Genomic DNA, 18,804 nt, shown 5'->3' with positions numbered 1-18,804 from the left:
AACTCCAGATGGGCGCGCGCCGAAGGGCGCGGCGCGCTGCGGCGTGCGTCGACGCCTGATATGGGGCGACTCTACGGTTTTTTGGGCGGCCGTGCGTTCAAAATATCGTCGGCCTTGAGCCAGCCGGGCGAGTTGCGCGGCAGCTTCTCCTTGGCGCGCGTCGCCTGGGTGGCGGCGGCGTTGTAGTCGCCCGCGGCGGCGTAGGCCTGGGCGGCGGCATAGGCCGCCATGCCCTCGTCGCCCTTGAGGCCGTAGGCGCGGGAGAGGTGCTGCCAGCCCTCCGCCCATTCCGGCTCGCGCTGCACGGCGTTGGACAGCTCGCGAATGGCCTCCCCGGCGGCGGCGGGCGATTCGGTCGCCACCAGCGCCTGGCCGAGCAGGATGCGGATGGGCCCCGCTGAGGGGGCCAGCGACACCGCCTTGCGCAGGATGGGAACCGCCTCCCGGGAGCGGCCGAACTCCAGCAGGATCTGGCCCTTGAGCTCCCAGAAATACGGGTTCGCGCCGTCCTCGCGGATCAGGGCGTCCACCTGGGAGAGCGCGTCGGCGAGGCGCTTGTAGCGGTAGGCGATGATGGCGCGGGCGTAGCGGGCCGGCCGGCTGGTGTCGGAGGCCGGGTAGCGGCGGCCGACTTCCTCCGCCTTCGCCATGAAGCCGAACAGCTTCGCGCGGGCCATGTCGTGGCGCGCCTGCAGGGCCGGCGGGTCCTTGACGTCGAAATAGGGGCTCTTGCGCGCGAGCTGCTCGAGGTTGGCGATGCGCTCGTTGGGCATCGGGTGGCTGACCAGGTAGGGGTCGATGCTCGCGGTCTTGAACATCGCGTCCTGGTTGAAGCGCTCGAAGGTGTCGAGCATGCCCTTGGGCGACTGGTGGATGGCCTGGAGAAAGCGCACGGCCATAAGGTCGGCGGCCTGCTCCTCCGAGCGCTGGTAGGACAGGAGGCTGCGCTTCACCATTTCCTGCGAGCCCAGCGCGATGCCCATTGCGCCGCCGCCGGCGTTGCCGACGCGGTTGCCGGAGGCGGCGGCGCCCGCCACGCCCGCGGCGCCGAGCAGCATGCCGGCCACGGCCAGGATCTGGGCGTTGGCCAGCTGCTCGCGCATGCGCTGGAGGTGGCCGCCGGCGATGTGGCCCGACTCGTGGGCGATGACGCCGATCATCTCGTTCGGCGTCTTGGCGTCCATGAGGGCGCCGACGTTGACGAACATGCGCCGGCCGTCGGCCACGAAGGCGTTGAAGGAGCGGTCGCCCACGAGCACGATCTGCACGCTGCCGCGGCGGATGCCGGCGGCGCCGAACACCGGGGTGGCGTAGTCGCGCAGCAGCTGCTCCACCTCCGCGTCGCGGATGATGGCCTGGCGGCCCTCCTGGGCGGCGGCGGCGACCGGCTGCAGGGCCACCGCGGCGGCGGGGGCCAGCGCGAGGGCGGCGCGCAGCGCGCGGCCGAACGCCCGGGCGGCGCGGGTTGGCGCGGCGGGCGCGGACCTGATAGGGGAGCGGCGAACGAAGCGAAGCATCGGGCTCTCGGACCTGGCGCAAGACTTACGGACCCGGCGCCCTCCGGTCAATTCGGCGGCGCCCCTTCCGCTTGCCGCCCCTGTGCCCGGCAATCAGGGCGACCCCATGGCGGACACGGCGAAGCACACCCTTTCCACCGGCGCGCGGCGGCCCGCGCTCCGCCCGGCCGCCCGCAGCGCGGTCGAGCCGTTCCTGGCCATGGACGTGCTGTCCGCCGCCAACGCCAAGGAGGCGGGTGGCGGCAGCGTGCTGCACATGGAGGTGGGCCAGCCGGGCGCGCCCGCGCCGCGGGCGGTTACGGAGGCCGCCGCCGCCGCGCTCGCGCGCGGGCGCATCGGCTACACGGAGGCGCTGGGCCTGCCGTCGCTGCGCGAGCGCATCGCGCGCCACTACCGGGACGCCTACGGCGTGAGCGTGCCGGCCGAGCGAATCGTGGTGACGACGGGCTCGTCGGGCGGGTTCATCCTGTCGTTCCTGGCGATGTTCGACGCGGGCGACCGGGTCGCGATCAGCGCGCCGGGGTATCCGGCCTACCGCAACACGCTGAAGGCCCTCGGCATCGAGCCGGTGGAGATCGAGACTTCGGCCGCCACCGGCTGGAGCCTCACCGGGGAGGCGATCCGGGCCGCCCATGCGCAGAAGCCGCTGCGGGGCGTGCTGGCGATGAGCCCGGCCAATCCTTCGGGCACCATGATGAGCCAAGCCGGGCTGGCCGACCTTGGGCGCGCATGCGAGGAGCTCGGGCTGTGGTTCGTGTCGGACGAGATCTACCACGGGCTCACCTACGAGCGCCCGGCCGAGACGGCGCTGTCGGTGGATCCTGACGCCGTGGTGATCAACAGCTTCTCCAAATACTACTGCATGACCGGTTGGCGCGTGGGCTGGATGGTCGTGCCGGAGGTGCTGGTGCGGCCGATCGAGCGGCTGGCCCAGAGCCTGTTCATCTCCGTGCCCTACCTCAGCCAGATCGCCGCCGAGGCGGCGTTCTCGGCCACGGATGAGCTGGAGGCCGTGAAGGCCGGCTACGCCCGCAACCGGGCGCTGCTGCTCCAGGATCTGCCGCGCATCGGCCTGCCGGACTTCCTGCCCGTGGACGGGGCCTTCTATGTCTATGTGGACGTCGGGCGATACACCAACGACTCGATGGCGTTCTGCCGTCGCATCCTGGACGAGACGGGCGTCGCCGTGACGCCGGGCCTCGACTTCGACCCCGCGCGGGGCTCGCGCTACATGCGGCTGTCGTTCGCCGGCACGGAAGAGACCTGCCGGGAAGCCGTGAAGCGGCTGGGCGGGTTCCTGAAGGGGTAAGCGGGCCGCGACGGGGGATTCTATCCGTCGCGATTCGCCTGGAGGCGCTGCCGGTCGCCCCTGGACCCCTTCCCGGCGCATCGCGCCGCCGGGGATGACGGGGAGGGGACCAGCTTGCAGCTTCAATGAAAAAGGGCGGCCAAGTGGCCGCCCTTCGGGTTTCTGCCTCTCGTGCTTGCGGTCAGCCGCCGAGCGCCGACTTGGCCTTTGCCCACCAGCCGACCTTGCGGGGGGTGGCGGGCTCGGCGCCGATCACCACGGGCTCCGTGGTGATCGGCTCGGCCGCGGGCTCGGGCTGAGGCTCCGGCTCCTGGGCCGGGGCGGCCGCGACGGGCTCCGGAGCAGGCGCGGGGGCCGCGACCGGAGCGGGAGCGGCGGGAGCCGGTTCCGGCTGGCTCGCCTCCATCGGGGCTTCCGCCGCAGAGGTCTCGGCCGCGGCGGCCGCGGCGGCCTTGGTCCGGCGCGGGGCGCGTGGCTTGCGGGCGGGCTTGGCGGGAGCCTCCTCCACCTCGCGGGCGGTTTCCTGCGCCTCGACGGCGGCCTCGGAGGCCAGCGTCAGCGACTCGTCCTCGGCGCCCGACGCGACCTCGGACTCCTCGGCCCGCTCGCCGCGCAGGCGGCGTCCGCCGCGACGGCCGCGACGGCGGCGGCCATTGGCCTCCTCCTCGGCGGCGGGGACGGTGAGCCCGGCTTCCGCCTCGTTGAGGGCCAGGCCCTCCGTGGTGGCGTCGTCGGCCACGGTCTCCGGCTCGAAGGTGTGCGTCCCCGCGAAGGGCGCGCCCGTCACGTCAGGCTGCGGCGCGTCGACCGGCATGGGGGCCGCGTCGGACCCATAGGCCTCCGGACGACCCTCGCCGCCACGACCGCCGCGGCGGCGGCGGCGACGGCGGCGGCGACGACCGCCTTCGCCGTTCTCGCTTTCGGCGCGCGGCTCGCGCGCCTCCTGGCGGCCGCGGTCCTGGCGAGGAGCGCGAGGCTCGCGAGCCTCGACTTCTTCCTCTTCTTCCTCCTCGTCGGTCTCCTCGACCGCCTGGTCCTCGATCTCGTCCTCCTCCGGCATGGCGACGCTGTCGACATGCACGGGGGCCATCACGATCGGGCGCGGATTGAGGATCTGCTCGCCGCGCTCGATGGCGAAGGCGTGGACGCCCGTGTGGTGGGCGTCATCGGCCAGGATGGTGATGTCGACGCCGAACCGGTCCTCCAGGCCGCGCAGGTGGCTGCGCTTCTGGTTGAGGATGTAGAGGCAGACGTCGGTGCGCGTGCGGACGATGAGGTGGTGCGAGTTGCTCTTGATGAGCATCTCCTCCACCGCGCGCAGCACGTGGAGCGCGATGGATGGCGTGGCGCGCACGATGCCGGCGCCGGCGCAGTGCGGGCACGGCACCGTCGAGCCTTCCAGCACGCCCGTGCGGATTCGCTGGCGCGACATCTCCATGAGGCCGAAGGGCGAGATGCGGCCGACCTGGATGCGGGCGCGGTCGTTCTTCAGCGCTTCCTTGAGGCGGCGCTCGACCGTGCGGTTGTTCCGGTTCTCCTCCATGTCGATGAAGTCGATCACGATGAGGCCGGCCAGGTCGCGCAGGCGCAGCTGCCGGGCGACCTCGTCGGCCGCCTCGCAGTTCGTCTTCAGCGCCGTGTCCTCGATGTTGTGCTCGCGCGTGGCGCGGCCGGAGTTCACGTCGATGGCGACGAGCGCCTCGGTCTGGTTGATGACGATGTAGCCGCCCGACTTCAGCGTCACCTGGTTGGAGAACATGGCGTCGAGCTGGGCCTCCACGCCGAAGCGGGCGAAGAGGGGCTGCACGTCCCGGTAGGGCTTCACGTTCTTGGCATGGCTCGGCATGAGCATGCGCATGAAGTCCTTGGCGTCCTTGTAGGCGGCTTCGCCGGAGACCAGGACCTCGTCGATGTCCTTGTTGTACAGGTCGCGGATGGCGCGCTTCACCAGCGAGCCTTCCTCGTAGACCAGCGCCGGCGCGCTCGACTGCAGCGTCAGCTCGCGCACCGTCTCCCACAGGCGCATCAGGTACTCGAAGTCGCGCTTGATCTCGGTCTTGGTGCGCGAGGCGCCCGCCGTGCGCAGGATGACGCCCATCCCCTCCGGCACGTCCAGCTCCTGGGCGACGGCCTTCAGGCGCTTGCGGTCGACCGCGTCCGTGATCTTGCGGGAGATGCCGCCGCCACGGCCGGTGTTGGGCATCAGCACCGAGTAGCGGCCGGCGAGCGACAGGTAGGTGGTGAGGGCCGCGCCCTTGTTGCCGCGCTCCTCCTTGACGACTTGCACCAGCAGCACCTGGCGGCGCTTGATGACTTCCTGGATCTTGTACTGGCGGCGCGGCGCGCGCGGGCGCTCTGGCACCTCTTCGAGGGCGTCGCCGGCGCCGACCTGCTCGATCACATGGCGCGGCTCGCCGTTCTCGTCGGCGTGCTCCTCGGCGTGCTCGGGTTCCTCGTGCGCCTCGTCCTCGTCATCGCTCTCGGAGCGGACGGGCGGCTCCTCCGTGGCGGCCGAGGGATCGACCGGCTCGGAGTCAGAGGCGGATTCGCTCTCGTGCTCCTGGTGCTGCTCGTGATCGTTCTCGTGCTCGGCCTCGGCGGCTGCGAGGCCTTCGGCGTCAGCCTCGGCGACGGGAGCGTCCTCGCTCACCACGGCGTCGCCCTGCTGGCCGCCGTTGCGGCGGGCCGCCTTGCCCTTGCCACGGCGACGGTTGCGCCGGCCGTTGTCTTCGGATTCGTCGGATTCGCGCTCGTGGCGCGCTTCTTCCTCGATCAGCGCCTGACGGTCGGCGACGGGGATCTGGTAGTAGTCGGGGTGGATTTCGCTGAAGGCCAGGAAGCCGTGGCGATTGCCGCCGTAGTCGACGAAGGCCGCCTGCAGGGACGGCTCCACCCGGATCACCTTGGCGAGATAGATATTCCCGCGGAGCTGCTTCTTGTTGGCGGATTCGAAGTCGAATTCCTCGACCCGGTTACCGCGGACCACCACGACCCGGGTTTCTTCCGGGTGCGAGGCGTCGATGAGCATCTTGTTGGCCATGAGGGTCTCTCATTGGCGCTGCTCCCGTGGACCGACCAGTCTCGACGCAGGCAAGCATAGCCGTCCGCCCGGAACGAGCGGCGGCGGAAAAGGGGCGACGAGAGAACGGACGGAAAGGGGGGCAGCGCTTTGTTTGCGCCGGAGGCCGGCGTGGGTTGAACATGCGCTGAGAAAGGCGGGGCGCTTGCGAAGCCGACGGAGAACCGTCGAGCGTCCTGCGACGCCCGCGGTGTGAAGCTCTCGACGGGTCCGGAGCCAGATGCTCACGCCACGACCTCGATACCTTTTCGGGGGCCGACGATCGGAAGCGGGCCTTGGCGGGGCCCCAGACGTCGGCCGTGGCGCCTCGACCGGAAATCCATGCGAGGCTTCGACGCCACGCCGCTCACCACTGTCGCCGGAAAAACTGACCTGCGGCCGAAAGCCCCAGCATCAAGAGCCGGTTCCGGCAAGAAGCCTCAGGAGCCGAGGCGCTCGTGCCGATGACGGAGAGACGTGACCCTTTCCTCATATGGCGAAAACCCCGAATCTTGCAAGCATTTATGCGACTGTGACGGGCCCGCAACTTCGGCGGAGGAAACTCAACTCCCCCGGAAGAATTGGTTAACCGAACGCAAACTATAGCCTATGAACCCATGGGAAGATGGCGCAGGGCGGCGCCGCAGGGACGCGGGAATGGCTGGATCGAGGCGCGCAGTTTGGATCTGGACCGCGGCGGCTGTCGCGCTGGGCCTGGCCTGCGCGGGCGCCCGGGCGGCCGAGGCCGAGGCGGCGCCCGACAGCCAGCCGGCCGCGGCCCCAGTCGCGGCCAGGCCGCTGCCAGTCGCGATCGACGCCCAGGTCTCTGGCGACGGCTCTTCGACGCGCCTCAGCCTGACCACCTCCGAGCCGGTCGAGCCTTCCGTGAAGGTGCTGGAGAAACCGGACCGGCTCGTGCTGGACCTGCCCGAGGTGAACTTCCAGATTCCCGCCGAAGCCTCGCGCCGGACGAAGGGGCTGGTGAAGTCCTTCCGCTACGGCCTGATCGGGCCCGGGCGCTCGCGCGTGGTGATCGAACTCGCCGCGCCGGCGCTGCCGGGGCAGGTGGCCAACGAGAGCGCGGCCAACGGGGCGGCGAATTCGCTCGTGCTGGACATCAAGCGGGCCGACCGCGAGGCCTTCGCCAAGGCCGCGGCCGCCGACCGCGCCCCCGCGGCTGAGCCCTCCGTGGCGTCGCGCAGGGCGCCGGGGGACAAGCGCCCCGTCGTGGTGCTCGATCCCGGGCACGGGGGCATCGACACCGGCGCGATCGGGCTCAATCACGTCATCGAGAAGGACGTGGTGCTCGCCTTCACACGCGAGCTGAAGGGCAAGCTGGAGAAGAACGGCCGCTATCGCGTCGTGATCACCCGTGACGACGATTCCTTCATCTCGCTCCGGGACCGCGTCCGCGTCGCCCAGGAGAACGGGGCGAGCCTGTTCGTCTCGATCCACGCCGACACGGTGCGGGCGAGCCCGGAGGTAAGGGGGCTCACGGTCTACACGAACTCGGACAAGGCGTCGGACGCGGAGGCGGCCCAGCTGGCTGAATCCGAGAACAAGTCGGACAGCGTGGCGGGCGTGGAGACGGAGGCCTCGGCCGAAGAGGTGGCCGGCATCCTGGGCGACCTGACCCGCCGCGAGACGCGCACCTATTCGCATCTTTTCGCCCGAACCCTGGTGGGAAAGATGACGGCCGCCGCCAAGCTGAACAAGAATCCTCAGCGCTCGGCCGGCTTCTGGGTGCTGAGGGTGCCGGACGTGCCTTCCGTGCTGATCGAGCTCGGCTATCTGTCCAGCAAGAGCGACGTCGAGTTGCTGGTGGCGGATGCATGGCGCGACAAGGCGACGGACTCGATCGCGACGGCGATCAACGCCTTCCTGGCGCCGCGGCTCGCGCAGCAGGGCGCGTCGTCGAAACCTTGACCTCCGGCAAACCGTCGTGTTTTCACCACAGTGAGTCCGCAGCCTTCGGCTGTCGGTCGATTGGGAGTGCGCGGCCGGACCGCGCCATGTAGAGTGCTTGACGACAGGGTCCGCAGGAGGGCGCGGATCCGGGGCGTCGCCCAGGTATTGCGGGCGCGCTCCTTCCGGCGAAGCCGGACGGCCTGGCCGAATGTCGATTGTTGCGTATTCAACGAGGGCTGGCCGCCAGGATCCCGATCCTGCGGTCGAGACGGGGCCAGGCCCCGCGCATGAAGGCGGACAACGCGACTGATGCGGTATGTACTTCGGCTGATCGGGTTCCTGTTCACGGCTGGGGCGATCCTGTTCCTCATCGGCGCGGCCGGCGTGGGCTTCGTCCTCTGGAAGTTCTCCCAGGACCTGCCCGACTACACCCAGCTGGCGAATCACGAGCCGGCGGTAATGACCCGCGTGCATGCGGGTGACGGCAGCCTCCTCGCCGAATATTCGCGCGAGCGGCGCATGTTCATCCCCATCCAGGCGGTGCCGAAGCTCGTGATCGCGGCCTTCCTGTCGGCCGAGGACAAGAACTTCTACAAGCACCCCGGCGTCGACCCGGAGGGCATCGCCCGCGCCGCGGTGTTCTATTTCAAGCGCGAGAAAGGCACCCGCCCGCAGGGCGCCTCCACCATCACCCAGCAGGTGGCCAAGAACTTCCTGCTCACGAACGAGCAGACCTTCGATCGCAAGATCAAGGAGCTGCTCCTCGCGTTGCGGATCGAGAGCACCTACACCAAGGACAAGATCCTCGAACTCTATATGAACGAGATCTACCTTGGTCTCGGCAACTACGGAGTCGCCGCGGCGGCGCTCAACTACTACGGCAAGTCGGTGCACGAGCTGACGCTGGCGGAGGCGGCCTACCTGGCGGCGCTGCCCAAGGCGCCCAGCGACCTGCATCCGTTCCGCAACCGGGACAAGGCGATCGACCGCCGCAACTACGTCATCGACCGCATGGTCGAGAATGGCTACGTCTCGCGCGAGGATGGCGCGGCGGCCAAGAAGGAGCCGCTCAACGTCAACCCGCGTTCGCTCTCGCCGAACTCCTATGCGGCCGGCTATTTCGCCGAGGAGGTCCGGCGCGACCTGGCCGAGCGCTACGGCGAGAAGAAGCTCTACGAGGGCGGCCTTTCGGTCCGCACCACGCTGGATCCCAAGTTGCAGCTCGCCGCCCGCAAGACGCTGGCCGATGGCCTCGTGCGCTATGACGAGGCGCATGGCTGGCGCGGCGCCATCCAGCGGCTGGAGATCACCGGCAAGGACTGGGGCGCGCCGCTGGGCGAAGTCCCGGCGCTGGGCGACGTGCAGCCCTGGCGCCTCGCCGTCGTCATCGACGTGAATGGCGACACCGCGCGGATCGGCCTGCAGCCCAAGCGCGACCCGGGCGGTCAGCTCGAGCGCGAGCGCGAGACCGGAACCCTGACCAACGAAGGCGCCAAGTGGACCCGCAAGCCGGTCCGGCAGCTCGTGGCGGCCGGCGACGTGATCTACGTGGAGCCGCAGGGCGGCGGGCAGTACCGGCTGCGGCAGCTGCCGGAGATCTCCGGCGCGCTCGTGGCCATGGACCCCTATACGGGCCGCGTGCTCGCCATGGTGGGCGGCTTCAGCTTCGACCAGTCCAAGTTCAACCGCGCCACCCAGGCGATGCGGCAGCCGGGCTCGTCCTTCAAACCGTTCGTCTACGCCACGGCGCTGGACAACGGCTACACGCCTTCGTCGGTCATCATGGATTCGCCCATCGAGATCGACATGGGGCCGGGGCAGGAGGTCTGGCGGCCGGAGAACTACGACGGCAAGTCGGGCGGGCCGCACACGTTGCGCTACGGCATCGAGCACTCGAAGAACCTGATGACCGTGCGCCTGGCGCAGGACGTCGGGATGCCGCTGATCTCGGAATACGCCAAGCGCTTCGGGGTCTATGACGACATGCTGCCCGTGCTCGCAATGTCGCTGGGCGCCGGCGAGACCACGGTCATGCGCATGACCACCGCCTATTCGATGTTCGTGAACGGCGGCAAGCGTATCAAGTCGACGCTGATCGACCGCATCCAGGACCGCTGGGGCCAGACGATCTACAAGCACGACGAGCGGCAGTGCCTGAACTGCGACGCGGAGAAGTACAACGGCCAGAGCGAGCCCAAGCTCGTGGACAAGCGCGAGCAGGTGCTGGACCCGCTCACCGCCTACCAGATCGTGTCGATGCTGGAGGGCGTGGTGCAGCGGGGCACCGCGACGGTGGTGAAGGAGGTCGGCAAGCCGCTCGCGGGCAAGACGGGCACCACCAACGACGCCAAGGACGTCTGGTTCGTCGGCTTCTCGCCCGACCTCGCGGTGGGCGTCTACATGGGCTACGACAAGCCCCGCTCGCTGGGCAACTCGGTCACTGCCGGCGTCTACGCGGCCCCGATTTTCCGGGACTTCATGAAGGTCGCCCTGGCGGACAAGCCCGCGACGCCGTTCCGCGTGCCGCCTGGCATCAAGCTCATTCGGGTGGCCGGCTCCACGGGTCTGCGCGCCGGGCCCAATGATACGGGCGCCATCCTCGAGGCCTTCAAGCCGGGTACAGCGCCGCCCGACACCTTCTCGGTGATCGGCGCGGGCGGCGGCGGAGGCGAGAGCCCGACGGTGAACAGCGGCACGGGCGGGTTGTACTGACGGGGTACGCCTTTACACCCCCGGCGCTCGTCGCTACCTATCCCACGATCGCGCGCGGCCGTCCCGCCGCGCTTTCCTCCACACCCATGAGAGTTTCATGCGCGCCGAGATCGAATCTCTGCTCGAATCCGCCAAGCAGTCCGTTGGACTGCTGAGGAGGCATCTTTGACTTCGACGCAGCCACGCGTCGCCTGGCCGAACTGAACGCCAAGGCTGAAGATCCCAATCTCTGGAACGACGCCGACGCCGCCCAGAAGGTCATGCGGGAACGCACCGACCTGGAGGACCGGCTGGGCTCCATCGCGCGCCTCGAGCGCGAGCTGGAAGACGCGGTGACGCTGATCGAACTCGGCGAGATGGAGGACGACCAGTCCGCCATCGGCGAGGGCGAGCAGGCGATCCGCAACGTCCAGGCCGAAGCGGCCCGGCGGCAGGTGGAAACCCTGCTGTCCGGCGAGGCGGACCAGAACGACACCTACCTGGAAGTCCATTCCGGCGCCGGCGGCACCGAGAGCCAGGATTGGACCAACATGCTCATGCGCATGTACACGCGCTGGGCCGAGCGCCGCGGCTACAAGGTCGAGGTGGTGGATATCGCCGACGGCGAAGAGGCCGGCATCAAGGGCGCCACGCTCCTGATCAAGGGCCACAACGCCTACGGGTGGGCCAAGACGGAATCCGGCGTGCACCGCCTGGTGCGCATCTCGCCCTTCGATTCCAACGCCCGCCGGCACACCAGCTTCGCTTCCGTATGGGTCTACCCGGTCATCGACGACCGGATCCAGATCGACGTGAAGGAAAGCGACTGCCGAATCGACACCTTCCGGTCGTCAGGCGCCGGCGGCCAGCACGTGAACACGACCGACTCGGCGGTGCGCATCACGCACATCCCGACGGGCATCGTGGTGGCCTGTCAGCAGGAGCGCTCACAGCACAAGAACCGAGCCAAGGCCTGGGATATGCTGCGCGCCCGCCTGTACGAGCTCGAGCTGCAGAAGCGCGAGGAGAAGGCCAACGCCGAGGCCGCGTCGAAGACCGACATCGGCTGGGGCCACCAGATCCGCTCCTATGTGCTGCAACCCTACCAGCTGGTGAAGGACCTGCGCACCGGGACGCAGTCCACGAGCCCCGGCGACGTGCTGGACGGCGAGATCGACCCCTTTATGGAGGCCGCCCTGGCGCAGCGCGTCTATGGGGGCGGAGAAGAGGTCCAGGACATTGACTGAGCCTGCGCTCAGTGCGGGAAAGGCCGGCGTGAGCCGGCCTTTTTTGTGCTGGCGACTAAAGGTTAAGCCCGGCCTCTGGCCCTGGGCATACTGAATCGTTTCGTCGCCTTGCTCCTCGCAAAGGCGAGGGGTCAGGAAGCCAAACGAGCGGCCATCCGCAGGTAGCGCGTGGGGTCCACCGGCTGCCCGTCGATACGGGTCTCGTAGTGCAGGTGAGGCCCCGTTGAGCGTCCGGTCGAGCCGACGCGGCCGATGACCGTCGTCGGGTCCACCTGCTGGCCTTCCTCCACCAGGATGGCTGAGAGGTGGCCATAGCGGGTCACAATGCCGTTTCCATGGTCCACCTCGACCATGTTGCCGTAGCCGCCGCTCCAGCCGGCCGAGGTCACCGTCCCCTTCGCGGTCGGGCGGACCGCGGCGCCAGTCTCGTCGCGCAGGTCCACCCCGGTGTGAAGGGCCAGGCTTCGCGTGAAGGGATCCGTGCGATAGCCGAAGCCGGAGGTCTGATCCACGTCGCCCCGCAAGGGGCGGCGGATAGGGAGCGCCTTCATGACGCCGCTGAGGCGAGCGCCGTCGGCCAACGCGTCCTGGAGGCGAGCGGCCACGTTTTCGAACGGGCCGGCCTTGCCGTCGAGCTTCACCGGGACATAAGGGCCGCCTTGGGCGGATGGCGACTGGAAGCGACTTGGCTGCAGGCCGAGCTCGGCCAGGATGGAGGCGTAGCGGGACGTCGAGGCGCGCGCCTGTGTCTCCATGCGCGCGAGCGTCTGGATCTGCCCGGCTTCGAGGCGGGCGAGTTTGGCGCCCAGACCGGCCAGCTGGTTCTGCACCGGGCCGCTCTTCAGGAACTCCCGCTCTTCCCAAAGTCCGGCTTTCCGGGTTTGCGAGGGAGGCGCCGTGGGCCGCGCGTCGGCGCTGCTGCCGCGAAGCGGGGCCGGTTCGAAGGCGGGACGGGGTTTCTCCGGGACTGCCTGCTCGACCGGCGCATAGGCGCTGGCGCCGTCAGGCAGCGGGCCGCCTTGGCCCTTGCTCTGGAAGAGGCTTGGGGGAAGAGTCCCGAGGGCGCGGGCTTCAGCCGGCGCCGCCTTGACCTGAGATTCGAACTGGGCGGCCAGGGAGGCCACCATGGCCTGCCTGTTCTCGAGCTGGGCCTGGCGCGCGATCAGTTCCTGGACCTTTCCCTCGAAGGAGTCCTGGTCGAGCAACTGGCGACTGGTCAGCCGGTCGATGGAGGTGCGCAGGGCCGCGATGCGGTCCTCATAGGCGTACTGCATCTGGGTCTGGCGCGTCATCAACGCGCCGAGAACATCCTCGCGGAAAGCCAGATAGGCCGTCGCGGCGACCGACCACGCCAGGAAAACGCCGCAGACGGCGACCGCGGCGATGAGGGCGCCGGGGCGGAGCTCAATCTGGCGCGCCCCTGACCGGGTCTCGATGGACAAGGTCACCAGCCTGCTGGACGACGCATACGGGGGAGGGGCCATGGCGATCCTCGCGGGGCCTCTCATGGACCCCGCGGGAATTGAAAAGGATTAAGGTTAATCAACCGCAAACGGCAAGTCAGAGCGCCTGGACAGCCGCGAGCACCTCTTCTGCGTGCCCTGGAACCTTCACCTTCTCCCAGACCCTGGCGACCTTGCCTGCCGCATCGACCAGAACGGTCGTCCGCTCGATTCCCATGTACTTGCGCCCGTACATGCTCTTCTCGACCCACACGCCATAATCGTCCAGCATCGCTTTCGCCTCGTCCGAGGCGAGCGGAAAGCCAACCTCGTATTTGGCCTTGAACTTGTCGTGGCTGGCCACGCTGTCGGCCGAGACCCCGACGATTTCGGCGCCCGCCGCCGCGAACTGGTCCCGCAGGCCGTTGAACGCGATCGCCTCCTTGGTGCAGCCGGAGGTGTCGTCCTTGGGATAGAAATAAAGGACCACCTTTCTGCCCTTCATGTTGGCCAGGGAGATCGAGCCGCCGCCATCCCGGGGCAGGGCGAACTCCGGCGCCGGCATCCCCACCTGTATCTTTTTTGACATGTCGCCTTCCTTTCGACGAATCGGCATGACTCTTACCCTACGCGGGCAGGGGCGGCTCGGATGATCCCGGGCCGCCTCATTTGCTGTGAACCACGACGAGAGAGCACAGGCGCGACGATCCGGCATGGCTGTCGAGGGAAGCCCCATCGCTCGCCGCTTGGCGCGGTCCGGCCGGCGCGCGCGCTCGTGCGTGCGGGCGCGTCCTCGCAGGAGCCGGCGTTGGCGCGCGTTCGCGGTGGTCCTGGGAAGCCTGGGGGCCCTGGCGCTGCTGGCGGCGCTCGCTGTCGGCGGCGCGGCGTACCGGCTGAAGCAGGGGCCGCTCTCGTTCGACAGCTTTGCGGAGCGGGTTTCATCCGCCCTGGAGCAGCAGTTCGGCAACGGCTACGACGTCGACGTCCAACATGCGCAGCTCGAGTGGGGCGACACGCCCCTCCTGGCGGTCTCGGGGGTCACCATTCGCGACGCCAAGGGCAACCTTGTCGTCGCCGCGCCCCAGGCTGAGATCGGCTTCGATGTGACCTCCCTCGCGTTCGGGCGCCTGGTGCCGCGGCACATCGACTTCGTCGGGCTCGCCGTCGCCCTCACCATCGACCCGGATGGCTCGGTCTCGATCTCTGCGACGGGCTCGGATGCGCCCGAGGCGGCAGGTCCCGTCCAGCCGACGGATACGAGCTTCGGCCCGGCCTCCCTCCTGGACGCCCTCTCCGACCAGATGGGACCGCTCGGCGTGCTGGAGCGTGGGGGCGTACGGGACGGGCGCCTGCGGATCAACGATCGTCGGCGGGGGCTCACGCTCGTCTATGATCGCCTGGCGCTCAGCTACGCCAAGGGCGCGGGCTCGGAAAGCCGGCTGAGTCTCGCCGCCAATGGGCCCTCCGGCCCCTGGTCGGCGGCCATCGCGTTCGCGGGCCGCAAGGGGGGCGAGCGCACCATCGGGCTGGACACCGACAACCTGGCCGTGTCCGACCTCCTTGGCATCGCGGAGCCCGGGACGATCCCGGTCACCACGGACATGCCGATCGACGCCCGGCTTCGTCTGACCCTGGGGCCGGACAACGCGGTCACCAACGCCGACGGCCGCATCACCGGCGGCCAGGCCATGGTGCTGTTCGACGATCCGGACGCGGAGCCCCTCTTCGTCGACCAGATCAAGGGCGACATCGGCTGGGACTCCGGGCGCCATGCCCTGGCGGTCCGGCATTTCGACGTGAGCGCGGGCGATACGCGCTTCGAGATCTCCGGCTCGGTGACGCCGCCCACGGCCGCGGGGGATTTCTGGCAGGTGAACCTGACCAGCCAGCACGGAACGCTGGCGGGCGAGGGGCCCAAGGACAAGCCGGTCCCGATCGACCAGGCCGTGCTGCAGGGGCGCATACCCATCGGGCTCGGCGGCCTCATCGTGGACCGCTTCGCCGTCAGCGGCCCCGGCGTCGGCCTCCAGATGAGCGGGACGGTGGGGCGAGCCGACGGCTTCGAGGGTTTGAAGCTGGACGTGGCCACGACGACCCGCATGTCGGTGCGCTCCGTGCTGGCTTTCTGGCCGAGCTTCATCGTGCCCGACGTCCGCAGCTACATGGTGCAATCGCTGCAGGACGGGGCCGTGCAGGCCTTCCGCTACACGACCAGCATGTCTCCCGCGGTTCTGGCCGACGCCTTGGCGAAGAGGCCCGTGCCGGCGGAGGCAGTAGCGCTCGAAACCACGGTGACGGGCGGCGTGATGCGGCCCGCGCCTGGCTTGCCGCTCCTGAGCGAGGTCGAGGCGGTGGGGAAGGTCACGGGCCGCACCGTCGTGGTGGACGTTCGGCGAGCCTTGGCGGCCGGCGGAGCCGGACAGCCGATCGTGCTCAGCAACGGCCGCTACGAGGTGGCGGACACGTCCCAGCATCCGGCCAACGCCAAGGTCAGCTTCGACGCTTCGGGCACGGCGGAAGCGGCGATGGCCGTGGCCCGTTCCGAAGCGCTGAAGCCCTACGTGCCGCCCATCAGCGACCAGGCGATCGTGAAGGGGCACGTGGATCTGAGCGCGAAGGTGAGCTTCCCCTTGCAGCCGCAACTGGGCCCGAACGATGTCGTGGTCCAACTCCAGGGCGGCGCCACCGGGTTCTCGGCCGAGAACATCTTCGGGAAGGAGCGCCTGGACAACGGCACGCTCGCGCTCACGAACGACCGCTCCGGGCTTCTGCTCAAGGGCGACGGCAAGATCGGCGGCAGCCCGGCCAGTTTCGAGCTGCGGCAGCCAACCGGCGCCCCGCTCGCCGAGGCTCTTGTCAGCGTCACGCTGGACGACGCCGCCCGGGCGCGGAGAGGCATCAAGCTGCCCCAGGTGGTCGGGCCGGTCGAGGCCAAGATCAGCGTGAAGGACATCGGCGGGCCGAAGCCTACCCCCCGCGTGGACCTGGACCTCACGCGCGCCAACATCATCGACCTGCTGCCTGGCTGGGTGAAGACGCCCGGCAAGGCGGCGAAGGCCTCCTTCCGGCTCGACACGGACGCTGAGGGCAGCACGCTCGACGAGTTCACGCTGGACGGAGGCGGGCCAGTCTCAGCCAAGGGACAGCTGCGCATCGGGGCGGATGGATCGATCGCGGCGGCGCGACTGTCGTCCCTGAGGCTGTCGGCCGGCGATGACATGCGGGTGGACCTCGAGCGCCAGGGCGCGTCGTCCCGCGTCACGCTGCGCGGCTCCTCGGTCGACGCGCGGCCGGTGCTGAAGGCGCTGATGTCACCGGGCGCGAGCCCCATGGCGAGCCCGGGCGACTTCGACCTCGACCTTAAGGTGAACGCCATCCAGGGCCTCAACGGCGAGACCATCACGGGCGTGGACGGCCGCATGGGCATCCGGGCCGGCGAGTTCCGGGATTTCCGCCTCTCGGGCCGCTTCGCGGGGGCCCCGGTGTCTGGCCAGCTGGCCCGCGATGAGAGCGGACGACTGGGGATCGTGGTGGAGAGCGCCAACGCGGGCGCCTTCTTCCGCTTCTTCGACATCTACCGCCGCATGCAGGGCGGTGCCATGCTGGTGCAGATCACGGGCGCCGCTCCCGTGATGAGCGGCACCCTGGTAGTGAACCACTTCGTGCTGCAGAACGAGCCGGCCCTGGCCCGGAGCGCCGCCCCGAACCAGCAGAACAACGTCGCCTTCACCAAGCTGAAATCCGGCTTCACTGTGGGCGGCGGGCGCCTGGCGATCCGCGACGCCACCATGTGGGGGCAGTCGGTCGGCGGCACGCTCGAGGGCTACATGGACTTCCGCGTCGACAAGGCGGACTTCTCGGGCACCTTCGTGCCGGCCTACGGGCTGAACAATATCTTCAACCAGGTGCCGATCGTCGGCCCGATTCTGGGCGGCGGTCAGCACGAGGGCCTGTTCGCGGTCAATTTCCGCATCTCGGGCAAGGCGAGCCAGCCCACGGTGGCCATCAACCCGCTGTCAGCGGTGGCGCCCGGGTTCCTGCGCAAGTTCTTCGGGGTGATCGGGCCGAGCGCGGGGACAGGCTCGACGCCGGCGCCGCCCGCGCCGACCCCGGAACGGTAGGGATCGGGTCGCTCCCGCTCCCTGGAAGGAGAGTGTTCGCCTCAGCGGGCCCGCAGCAGCATGTGCTTTTTGCGGCCGAAGGAGAGCTTCACCGCGCCATCGGCGTTGAGGTCGGCCTCAGTGAGGCTCATGCGCTCGTCCGTGACGGCGGCATCGTTGACCTTCAGGCCGCCGCCCTTGACCTGCCGGCGGGCCTCGCCCGTCGAGGGCACGAGGCCGGCGCGCACGAACGCCGTGAGCACGCCGATGCCGGCGGCGAGCTCGGCGCGGTCCACTTCGAAGGAGGGCAGGGTCTCCGCGGCCGCGCCTTCCTCGAAGGTGCGGCGGGCGGTTTCCGCCGCCTGCTCGGCCTTGTCGCGGCCGTGCATGAGCGCGGTCGCTTCCGTGGCCAGCACCTTCTTGGCCTCGTTGATCTCCGCGCCGCCCAGCGCCTGCAGTCGGGCGGCCTCGTCCAGCGGCAGCGTGGTGTAGAGCTTCAGGAAGCGGCCGACGTCGGCGTCCTCCGTGTTGCGCCAGAACTGCCAGTAGTCGTAGGCCGAGAGCTGCTCCTCGTTGAGCCAGACGGCGCCTGAGGCCGTCTTGCCCATCTTGGCGCCGGAGGATGTCGTCAGAAGCGGGCAGGTGAGGGCGTAGAGCTGGGGCGTGCCCATCCGGCGGCCGAGGTCGATGCCGGTGACGATATTGCCCCACTGGTCGGAGCCGCCCATCTGCAGGTTCACGCCGTGGCGGCGGTTGAGCTCGACGAAATCGTAGCCCTGCAGGCACATGTAGTTGAACTCGATGAAGGAGAGCTCCTGCTCGCGCTCCAGGCGCATGCGCACGCTGTCCATCGACAGCATTCGGTTGACCGAGAAGTGCCGGCCCACATCGCGCAGGAAGTCGATGTAGTTCAGCTTGGTCAGCCACTCGGCGTTATCGATCATCACGGCGTCGGTCTTGCCGTCGCCGAACCGGAGGAAGCGCGAGAACACGCGCTTGATGCCGTTCTTGTTGTCCTCGATCTGCTCGGGCGTGAGCAGCTTGCGGGTCTCGTCGCGGCCGGACGGGTCGCCGACTCGCGTGGTGCCCCCGCCCATCAGCGGGATCGGCTTGTTGCCGCTCTGCTGCAGCCAGTGCAGCATCATGATCGAGATGAGGCTGCCGACATGGAGCGACGGCGCCGTGCAGTCGTATCCCACGTAGGCCGTGACTTCGCCCTTCGCCGCCAGCGCGTCGAGGCCGGCGTAATCCGAGCACTGGTGCACGTAGCCGCGCTCCAGGAGCGTGCGCAGGAATTCGGACTGGGGCTTGAAATCGTCGGACATGGGGAAACCTCTCGCGCGCGGAGGTTTAGGGGGAGAGGGGCGGGGACGCAAGGCGGGGAAGTCGCCGCTGGCCCGAGCGGCCGGCTGCTTGCCTCAATCTCGGCGCGTGATCCCCGTCCGGAGCGGCGGAGCCGCGGAGGGGAAGGGGATCCAGGGACAGCGCGCATTTTGCCGCCGGAGGCCGCCCCATTCCCCTGGATCCCCTTC

General features: G+C 69.4%; 10 protein-coding genes. 5 read left to right on the top strand and 5 right to left on the bottom strand.

The features are described from left to right. Window positions 1–71: 71 nt before the first annotated feature. Entirely contained in the window at window positions 72–1,517 is a 1,446-nt protein-coding gene (locus SLNSH_RS07400) for a M48 family metalloprotease (RefSeq protein WP_106336037.1), read from the bottom strand. Window positions 1,518–1,623: 106 nt separating this feature from the next. On the opposite strand from SLNSH_RS07400, the gene SLNSH_RS07395 reads away from it, so the two are divergent. Then, complete coding sequence (locus SLNSH_RS07395) at window positions 1,624–2,826, top strand: pyridoxal phosphate-dependent aminotransferase (protein ID WP_106336083.1); 1,203 nt, start codon at window positions 1,624–1,626, stop codon at window positions 2,824–2,826. A 181-nt stretch (window positions 2,827–3,007) separates the two neighbouring features. On the opposite strand, the gene SLNSH_RS07390 is transcribed toward SLNSH_RS07395, so the two are convergent. Further along, window positions 3,008–5,866, bottom strand: a complete 2,859-nt coding sequence (locus SLNSH_RS07390; RefSeq protein ID WP_106336036.1) for an Rne/Rng family ribonuclease — start codon at window positions 5,864–5,866, stop codon at window positions 3,008–3,010. Window positions 5,867–6,541: 675 nt separating this feature from the next. Here SLNSH_RS07390 and SLNSH_RS07385 point away from each other — a divergent pair. The 3 genes from SLNSH_RS07385 (at window position 6,542) to prfB (ending at window position 11,730) form a co-directional block, all read left to right on the top strand. Beyond that, window positions 6,542–7,810 carry an N-acetylmuramoyl-L-alanine amidase gene (locus SLNSH_RS07385; protein WP_106336035.1) on the top strand — a complete coding sequence of 423 codons (1,269 nt, stop codon included), beginning with the start codon at window positions 6,542–6,544 and terminating at the stop codon, window positions 7,808–7,810. Window positions 7,811–8,101: 291 nt separating this feature from the next. After that, window positions 8,102–10,504 (top strand): penicillin-binding protein 1A, encoded by a 2,403-nt coding sequence (locus SLNSH_RS07380; protein WP_106336034.1) that lies wholly within the window; start codon window positions 8,102–8,104, stop codon window positions 10,502–10,504. A gap of 97 nt (window positions 10,505–10,601) precedes the next feature. Beyond that, window positions 10,602–11,730 (top strand): peptide chain release factor 2 gene (gene prfB / locus SLNSH_RS07375; protein WP_106336033.1). Its coding sequence is split into 2 segments (ribosomal slippage): window positions 10,602–10,670 and window positions 10,672–11,730, totalling 1,128 coding nucleotides; the frame shifts between segments, so codons are not numbered across the junction. 131 nt (window positions 11,731–11,861) lie between these two features. Here the strand turns inward: prfB and SLNSH_RS07370 are convergent. Together SLNSH_RS07370 and SLNSH_RS07365 are read right to left on the bottom strand one after the other, a co-directional pair. After that, window positions 11,862–13,214: a peptidoglycan DD-metalloendopeptidase family protein gene (locus SLNSH_RS07370; protein WP_106336032.1), complete on the bottom strand. Its 1,353-nt coding sequence runs from the start codon at window positions 13,212–13,214 to the stop codon at window positions 11,862–11,864. Window positions 13,215–13,290: 76 nt separating this feature from the next. After that, entirely contained in the window at window positions 13,291–13,761 is a 471-nt protein-coding gene (locus SLNSH_RS07365; protein WP_106336031.1) for a peroxiredoxin, read from the bottom strand. Window positions 13,762–13,996: 235 nt separating this feature from the next. Between SLNSH_RS07365 and SLNSH_RS07360 the strand changes: the two genes are divergently transcribed. Continuing rightward, entirely contained in the window at window positions 13,997–17,293 is a 3,297-nt protein-coding gene (locus SLNSH_RS07360; RefSeq protein ID WP_106336030.1) for an AsmA-like C-terminal region-containing protein, read from the top strand. Window positions 17,294–17,334: 41 nt separating this feature from the next. Here the strand turns inward: SLNSH_RS07360 and tyrS are convergent, their stop codons facing one another. Next, the gene (gene tyrS / locus SLNSH_RS07355; protein ID WP_106336029.1) at window positions 17,335–18,597 is read right to left on the bottom strand and encodes a tyrosine--tRNA ligase; all 1,263 of its coding nucleotides are present in this window, start codon (window positions 18,595–18,597) and stop codon (window positions 17,335–17,337) included. Between the last annotated feature and the right edge of the window lie 207 nt (window positions 18,598–18,804).

Origin of the sequence: Alsobacter soli (assembly GCF_003004785.1) — a bacterium.
GTDB lineage: Bacteria > Pseudomonadota > Alphaproteobacteria > Rhizobiales > Beijerinckiaceae > Alsobacter > Alsobacter soli.
The sequence above is the reverse complement of the archived record's forward strand: the minus strand, read 5'-3'. Positions and strand labels throughout refer to the sequence as shown.